Origin of the sequence: Brevundimonas sp. EAKA (genome assembly GCF_000698025.1) — a bacterium.
Lineage (GTDB): Bacteria > Pseudomonadota > Alphaproteobacteria > Caulobacterales > Caulobacteraceae > Brevundimonas > Brevundimonas mediterranea_A.
Genome location: NZ_JMQR01000030.1, coordinates 22,643 through 30,471, shown reverse-complemented (window position 1 = coordinate 30,471; position 7,829 = coordinate 22,643). Strand labels below are relative to the sequence as shown.

Here is a 7,829-nt window from a genome sequence, read left to right as displayed (position 1 = left end):
GCCCCTGCCCGTCCCGCCGATCCCTACGCCGGGGTCGGCACCGGCGACCGGGTCACGGGACCGAAATTCATGGGCCGCTCAACCGTCTGGGGCGCGAACGGGGCGGCGGCGACGGCGCATCCGGCGGCCAGCCTGATCGGCATCGACACCCTGAGGCGCGGCGGATCGGCCATCGACGCGGCCATCGCCATCAATGCGGCCCTGGGCTTCCTGGAGCCGGTGGCCAACGGCATCGGCGGCGACGCCTATTGCCTGCTGTGGGACCCGAAACAGAAGACGGTGGTCGGGCTGAACGGGTCCGGCGCCAGTCCGCGGGGCCTCAGCCTGGAAACCGCGCGGTCCAAGGCCATCGAAGGCTATCTGCCGCGTTATGGGGCGGTGACGGTGAATGTGCCCGGCACGGTGGACGCCTGGTGGAGCGCGCACCAACGCTATGGCAAGCTGCCGTGGAAGGATGTCCTGCTGCCGGTCGCCGAGCTGTGCGAACAGGGCGCGCCCGTGCCCCAGGTCATCGCCTACTACCTGGAACGCAATATGGCGGCCTTCGACCGGGGCGTGATCCCCATTGAGGAGAACGACAATAGGAAGCGCATCTGGGCCGCCGGCGGGGCGACGCCCAAGGTGGGGGAGGTCTTCGCCAACCCCTATCTGGGCCGGACCCTGCGGATGATCGCCGAGGGCGGGCGCGACGCCTTCTATGACGGCCCCATCGCCGACAGCATCGAGGCCTATTTCAAGCGGATCGGCGGCTGGATGACCCGCGCCGACATGGCCGCCCACCGCACCGAATGGGTCGAGCCGATCCAGACCAATTATCGCGGCGTGGACGTCTTCGGCCTGGGCCCCAACACCCAGGGCCTGTCGACCAACCAGATCCTGAACATCTGCGAACAGTTCGACCTGAAATCCATGGGCTTCCAGTCCGCCGCCTCGCTGCACGTCCAGGCCGAGGCCAAGCGGCTGGCGTTCGAGGACCGGGCGCGCTGGTTCGCCGACGACCGATTCTCCAAGACCCCGGTCGAATGGCTGAACTCAAAGGCCTATGCCGCCGAACGGGCCAGGCTGATCCGGCCGGACCGGGTGATGGACCGCGTCATGCCCGGCGACGCCCCGCACCATGGCGACACCACCTATTTCAGCGTCGCCGACAGCGACGGGATGATGGTCAGCTGGATCCAGTCCAACTATCGCGGCATGGGCTCGGGCCTGGCGCCGGACAATGGGTCGGAACCGCTGGGCTTCATGTTCCAGGACCGGGGCGAGCTGTTCGCCCTGAGCGACGGCCATCCCAACGTCTATGCGCCCGGCAAGCGGCCGTTCCAGACCATTATCCCCGGTTTCGCGGTCAAGGACGGCGAGCCCTGGATGGCCTTCGGCGTCATGGGCGGCGCCATGCAGCCCCAGGGCCAGGCCCAGATCATCATCAACATGGTCGATTATGGGCTTGAACCCCAGGCGGCGGGGGATGCGCCGCGCTGGCAACACTATGGCTCGTCCGAACCGACCGGCCAGGCGCAGGAGGGGACCGGGGTGCTGCACCTGGAGAGCGGCGTGCCCGAGGCGACCAAGGCGCAGTTGCGAGCGATGGGCTGGACCCTGGGCGAGCCGGACGGCGGGTTCGGCGGCTATCAGAACATCATGAAGCAGATGAACCCCGGCGGACGCTGGACCTATGGCGCGGCGACCGAGATGCGCAAGGACGGGATCGCCATCGCCTATTGAGGGCGGGGATGTTATGATCGGGTCATGAAGATCGGCGCTCAGGGTCAGGTCGTTATTCCGGCGGAACTGGTGGAACAGGCCGGTTTCGGGCCTGACGACGAGTTGTCGGTCCGGATCGACAGCGGCGTCCTGACCATTCGTGCGGCCAACGACCGACCGCACGCGGCGAAAGACCGCGGGCGCGCACTGATTGAGCATATGCAACGGTATCGTTCCGCCCTGAACATGACGACGGACGACGTCATGGCGATGACGCGGGGCGAATGAGGGTTCTGATCGACAGCAATGTGCTGATCGACCTGATCGACGAGACGCTGTCTTGGCATGACTGGTCAGCGAGCCAAGCCTCAGCGATCCTGAATGCGGAAGGGGCGCTGGTGATCAATCCGATCATCTATGCGGAGGTCTCAATTCCGTTTCTTAATGCAGACACGGTGGAAGCACTGCTGGCTCCGTTTGATCGCGAAGGCCTGCCGTTCGAAGCCGCCTTTCTGGCCGGCAAGGCTTTTCAGGCCTATCGTCGGCGGGGCGGTGTTCGGACTTCGCCCCTGCCTGACTTCTTCATCGGCGCCCACGCCCTGGTCGCCGGATACAGGCTGCTGACGCGCGACGGAGCGCGGTATCGTACCTATTTTCCCGAGCTTGAGCTGATCGCGCCATGACCCGTGACGAGGTGCGCGCCCTGTTGCTGTCGTTGCCCGGCGTCGAGGACGGCGTCTCCTATGGCGAGCCATCGTTCAAGGTGGCGGGGAAGTTCTTCACCTGGCTGCGTCCGAAGCTGGACGACAGTATCGTGGTGCATCTGGATAACCTGGATGAGCGCGAATTGCTGATCGAGATGGACCCCGCGACCTTTCACTTCACCGACCACTACCGCGACCACCCGATCGTGCTGGCGCGGATCGCTGCGGTCGATCCCGTCTGGCTGAAGGCGGCGCTGGAAAGGCGGTGGCGCAAGGTGGCGCCGAAGCGGCTGGTGAAGGACTACGACGCCGCTTGACCTGACGTTGGGGAAACCATGCAGGGTCCGTTGAAAATAACAACGGACAGAAACCACATGGGGCGGGCGGTTGAGGATCGGGTCATCAAGGCCTTGGACGGCTGGCCGCTGGAGGCGACGCTGTTCCGGGGCGATGCGCCGAGGATGGCGGTGCTGGTCTCGGCGGGCACGGGGTTTCCGCGCGGCTTCTATGCGCGGTTCGCGCGCTGGATGGCCGAGCGGGGCTGCGTGGTCCTGACCTATGACTATCGCGGAATCGGCGGGTCGCGGCCCGAGGATCTGGCGGCGATGGAGATGGACTATCCCGACTGGGGTCGGCTGGACATGCCGGCCGCGCTGAAGGCGTTGAAGAAGGCGGCGCCGGGTCTGCCGATCTTCCACGTCGGACACAGCGTCGGGGGCCATTTCGTCGGCTTCATGCCGAACCAGGCCGAGATCGGGCGGCACGCCTTCGTCTCGGTCGGGACCGGATGGTGGGGCGGACACCATCGGACCTATAATCCGATCGAGCTGTTCTTCTGGTTCGGTTTCGGGCCGCACCATCTGCGACGCCACGGCTATGTCCGCGCCGGCAGGCTGTGGCGGGGGACCGACCTGCCGCGCGGGGTGTTCGAGACCTGGAAACGGTGGTGCCTGAAGCCGGCCTATTTCCTGGACGAGCTGAAGTCCGGCGCGCTGGAGCCCCAGGGGTTCGATGCGGTTCGGGCGCCGATCCGGTCCTGGATCTTTCCGGACGACCCCATCGCCACGCCGGGCACGGGGGCGGCCCTGCTGAAAGCCTATCCCAACGCCCCGTCCGAGGTCGTGGTGCGTGACGGCCCCGACTATGGGGTGCGACGGGTCGGCCACGAGGGCGCCTTCCGCAAGGGGCTGGAGCCGCTGTGGCAGGAAATCCTGGATTGGTTCGACGCAGGGGTTACGAAGACCGGAGCCGGCGCCTAACTGTGCTGCTCCCGAAAACGAAGGATTTCCCCATGGCTTACGGCGATCAGCCCACAATCACCGTCGATGGCGTCGAGATCCCCCTGCTCGGCTTCGGCACCTGGCAGCTGGAGCCGGCGGACGCGCGCCGGATGGTCGCGGAGGCCCTGCGGATCGGTTATCGCCACATCGACACGGCCTGGATCTACAAGAACGAGAAGGCGGTCGGCGAAGGCATCGTCGATTCGGGCGTGGCCCGCGAGGACATCTTCCTGACCACCAAGATCTGGGTCGAGCATTTCACCCATGACGCCCTGCTGAAACAGGCGAAGGAATCCGCCGAAAGCCTGGGCACGACGCCGGATTTGCTGCTGCTGCACTGGCCCAAGCCGACGCCGACGTTCGAAGAGACTCTGGGGGCGCTGAACGAAGCGAAGGACCAGGGTCTGACCAAGTCGATCGGCCTGTCGAACTTCCCGTCCAAGGAGTTCCGGCAGGCGCAGAGCCTGTCCAAGGCGCGGCTGATCACCAACCAGGTCGAACACCATCCCTATCTGGGGATCGACCAACTGGTGGCGACGGCGGCCGAGCTGGGGTCGTCGATCACCGCCTGGTCGCCCCTGGCCCAGGGCAAGATCGCCGACGACAGGACGATCTCCGAAATCGCCGAGGCTCACGGCAAGACCAACGGCCAGGTCACCCTGCGCTGGCTGATCCAGAACCGGATCATCGCCATTCCGCGCACGACCAAGGAAAGCCGGGCGCGTGAGAATTTCGACATTTTCGACTTCGAACTCTCGGGCGAGGAGATGCAGCGGATGGACGCCCTGGATCGCGGCGAGCGGCTGGGCGACTGGCTGGATCCGGCTTACCAGTGGGACAAGGCCGCCGCTTGATCAGGGGAGGCGCGCATGTTGCGTGACCGGGATCGCCCGCGTCTTTGGCGCGCCGCCTTCGCCGTGACCGGCTGGGCGGCGCTGGTCCTGCAGTACCTGCTGATGGCGGGGCCGGCGGACGGCTGGGCGGTGGTGACGCGCACCGTCCAGTACTTCAGCTTCTTCACCATACTGACCAACATCCTGGTCGCCCTGGCGCTGACCGGGCCGTTGCTGAAGCCCACAAGACCCCTGGCGCGCTGGACGGCGTCGCCGGCCTTCCGCGCCGCCGCGACGACCTACATCCTGATCGTCGGGGTGGTGTATCATTTCATGATCGCCCCCTACTGGAGCCCCGAGGGGCTGACCCTGGGCGTCAATCTGGTGCTGCACTACGTCATGCCCGCCGCCTTCCTGCTGGACTGGCTGTGGTTCACGCCGAGAGGCCGACTGCGATGGATCGATCCGGTGAAGGCGCTCGGGTTCCCGCTGATCTTCGGCGTCTGGACGCTGGTTCACGGACTTATGACCCACTGGTGGCCCTATGGGTTCGTCAATGTGGACGAGTTGGGCCTGGGCCGGGTCCTGGCGGTGTTCGCCGGCCTGCTGGTCTGTTTCCTGCTGGTCGGGCTGGCGCTGGTCGGGCTGGATCGGGCCTTCAGTCGAACGAGGCGTGACAGTTCGGCCCCGGCGCTTTAGGCGGAGGCATGGCCTACAAATCCCTGCGTGACTTCATCGACCAGCTGGAAGCCCAGGGCGAGCTGGTGCGGGTTTCCGAGCCGGTCTCGACCGTGCTGGAGATGACCGAGATCCAGACCCGGCTGCTGCGAAACGGCGGACCGGCGGTGCTGTTCGAGAAGCCGGTCATGCCGGACGGGACGATCAGCCCCATCCCCTGCCTGGCCAATCTGTTCGGCACGGTGAAACGGGTCGCCATGGGGGTGACGCTGGAAGGCAAGAACCGCACGACGGCGGGCGAGCTGCGCGAGGTCGGGGAGTTGCTGGCCTTCCTGCGCAATCCGACGCCGCCGCGCGGCCTGGGCGACGCGATGGAGATGCTGCCCCTGGCCCAGACCGTCATGTCGATGCGGCCCAGGACGGTGAAGAAGGCGCCGGTGCAGGAGGTGGTGCTGAAGGGCGATCAGATCGACCTGACCGCCCTGCCCGTTCAGTCGTGCTGGCCCGGCGAGCCGGCGCCCCTGATCACCTGGGGCCTGGTCGTGACCAAGGGGCCAAGCGAGGATCGCGAGGACGACTTCAACCTGGGCATCTATCGGATGCAGGTCCTGGGCAAGGACAGGGCCATCATGCGCTGGCTGGCGCATCGCGGCGGGGCGCAGCACTACGCCCGGCACAAGAAGGCCCGGCCCAAGGAGCCCCTGCCCTGCGCCGTGGTCCTGGGCGCCGATCCGGGCACGATCCTGGCGGCGGTGACGCCCGTGCCGGACACCCTGTCGGAATATCAGTTCGCCGGCCTGATGCGGGGGGCCAAGGCCGAGCTGGTCCCGTGCAAGACCGTGCCGCTGATGGTGCCGGCCCAGGCCGAGATCGTGCTGGAAGGCCATGTCCTGCTGAACGAGTTCGAGGACGAGGGGCCGTATGGCGACCACACCGGCTATTATAATTCCGTCGAGAAGTTCCCGGTCTTCCAGGTCAGCGCGATCACCATGCGCAAGGACCCGATCTATCTGACCACCTTCACCGGCCGTCCGCCGGACGAGCCCAGCGTGCTGGGCGAGGCGCTGAACGAGGTCTTCATTCCCCTGCTGCGCCAGCAATTCCCCGAGATCGTCGACTTCTGGCTGCCGCCCGAGGGGTGCAGCTACCGAATCGCCGTGGTGTCGATGAAGAAGGCCTATCCGGGCCACGCCAAGCGGGTGATGCTGGGCGTGTGGAGCTATCTGCGCCAGTTCATGTACACCAAATGGGTCATCGTCGTGGACCACGACATCGACGCCCGCGACTGGAAGGACGTCATGTGGGCCATCTCGACCAAGATGGACCCGGCGCGCGACATCACCGTGATCGAGTCGACGCCCATCGACTATCTGGACTTCGCCAGCCCCGAGAGCGGCCTGGGCTCCAAGATCGGCCTGGACGCGACGGACAAATGGCCGCCCGAGACCAAGCGCGAATGGGGCGAGGAAATCCGCATGGATGAGGCGGTGATCGAACGGGTCAACGACCTGTGGGGCCGGCTGGGTTTGCCAGGCGACGGGACGCCGATCTGGAAGTAGACGGCCTGCGAATGCTGACAGCATTTGGCAGTTGGGCGCTTTAGGGATGCGGCATAGCTGGAGCTGCCGCCATGATACGTTCACACATCCATGACTTCGACTTCCTGTTTGGCCACTGGGAGGTTGAACACCGCAGACTGGTAAGCCGGGGCGTCGGCTCAGATGATTGGGACATCGCGCACGGGACGGCGTTCACAGAGCCCCGCATGGGTGGAATCGCCAATATCGAACAGCACGACTGTCCCGAACGCGGTTGGCGTGGCGTTTCTCTGCGAACGCTAAATCTGGCGACCGACGAGTGGTCGATCTACTGGATAAGCGACCGCGATGGCCGGTTGACGCCGCCGGTCGTTGGCCGGTTTCACGACGAGGGCTGCCGCCTCGAAGGACCCGACATAGATGGCGAGCGGCCGATCCTTGCACGCTTCGAGTGGTCGCGTGTGAACACGGAGACGCCGCGCTGGGCCCAACATTTCTCGTACGACGACGGACGGGCTTGGGAGCTGAACTGGGTCATGGATTTTCGGCGAGCAGCTTAAGATTCGCGCTCGGCATGGCGCGGTGAATTTGGGAGCGACAGGCTGCTGAGCTGGCAATAGGTTAGCACGACTCAGCCGGGGGCCATGTGAGCGCGTTCGAATTCTTCTTCAGCTTTTACGGCCTGCTGCTGGGCCTGTCGGTCGCTGAACTGGTCGGCGGATTTGCGCGAGTCCTGCATGAGAAACGGCGAATCCGGTTCGGCTGGCTGACGCCGCTGCTGGCCCTGTTCGTGGCTATCGACATCGCCACCTTCTGGAACCAGGCCTGGGTGATCTTCCGAGGCGCGCCGTTCAACACCTTCGTCCTACTGGTCTCGCTGAGCATTGCGGCGACCTTCTATGTGGCGGCCAGCGTGACCTTTCCGCGCGTTTCGGCCGAGGGCGGCGACGAGCGGATCGACCTGGACGACCATTTCTGGGCCCACCGGCGGCTGGTGTTCGGCTGTGTCCTGGCGGCCAATCTGATCGTGGCGGTGGTGGTGATCATCCTGGCGCAGATGAATGCGGAGTTCGGCCGCTTGGCCGGGTCGGCAAG

The 7,829-nt window shown here is 65.8% G+C and carries 9 protein-coding genes; all 9 read left to right on the top strand.

All coding sequences use genetic code 11. The features are described from left to right. On the top strand, positions 1 to 1,722 hold a 1,722-nt coding region (locus tag ER13_RS06505), incomplete at its 5' end, for a gamma-glutamyltransferase family protein (protein WP_035307720.1). Positions 1,723 to 1,746: 24 nt separating this feature from the next. Continuing rightward, positions 1,747 to 1,989, top strand: a complete 243-nt coding sequence (locus ER13_RS06500; RefSeq protein WP_008263152.1) for an AbrB/MazE/SpoVT family DNA-binding domain-containing protein — start codon at positions 1,747 to 1,749, stop codon at positions 1,987 to 1,989. Beyond that, positions 1,986 to 2,384, top strand: coding sequence for a type II toxin-antitoxin system VapC family toxin (locus ER13_RS06495; protein ID WP_008263354.1), 399 nt, complete (start codon positions 1,986 to 1,988; stop codon positions 2,382 to 2,384). The genes ER13_RS06500 and ER13_RS06495 overlap by 4 nt, the downstream gene beginning before the upstream one ends. Next, a complete protein-coding gene (locus tag ER13_RS06490; RefSeq protein ID WP_035307704.1) occupies positions 2,381 to 2,722 on the top strand; it encodes an MmcQ/YjbR family DNA-binding protein in 342 nt (113 codons plus the stop codon). Before ER13_RS06495 ends, ER13_RS06490 begins: the two co-directional genes overlap by 4 nt. Before the next feature lie 57 nt (positions 2,723 to 2,779). Then, entirely contained in the window at positions 2,780 to 3,664 is an 885-nt protein-coding gene (locus ER13_RS06485) for an alpha/beta hydrolase (protein ID WP_035307702.1), read from the top strand. Positions 3,665 to 3,696: 32 nt separating this feature from the next. Then, a complete protein-coding gene (locus ER13_RS06480; protein WP_052004932.1) occupies positions 3,697 to 4,539 on the top strand; it encodes an aldo/keto reductase in 843 nt (280 codons plus the stop codon). Between the two features lie 15 nt (positions 4,540 to 4,554). Then, positions 4,555 to 5,217, top strand: a complete 663-nt coding sequence (locus tag ER13_RS06475) for a Pr6Pr family membrane protein (RefSeq protein ID WP_035307700.1) — start codon at positions 4,555 to 4,557, stop codon at positions 5,215 to 5,217. Positions 5,218 to 5,225: 8 nt separating this feature from the next. Beyond that, the gene (locus ER13_RS06470) at positions 5,226 to 6,755 is read left to right on the top strand and encodes a UbiD family decarboxylase (RefSeq protein WP_035307699.1); all 1,530 of its coding nucleotides are present in this window, start codon (positions 5,226 to 5,228) and stop codon (positions 6,753 to 6,755) included. A gap of 71 nt (positions 6,756 to 6,826) precedes the next feature. Continuing rightward, a complete protein-coding gene (locus tag ER13_RS06465) occupies positions 6,827 to 7,294 on the top strand; it encodes a hypothetical protein (protein ID WP_052004930.1) in 468 nt (155 codons plus the stop codon). The last annotated feature ends 535 nt before the right edge of the window (positions 7,295 to 7,829 follow it).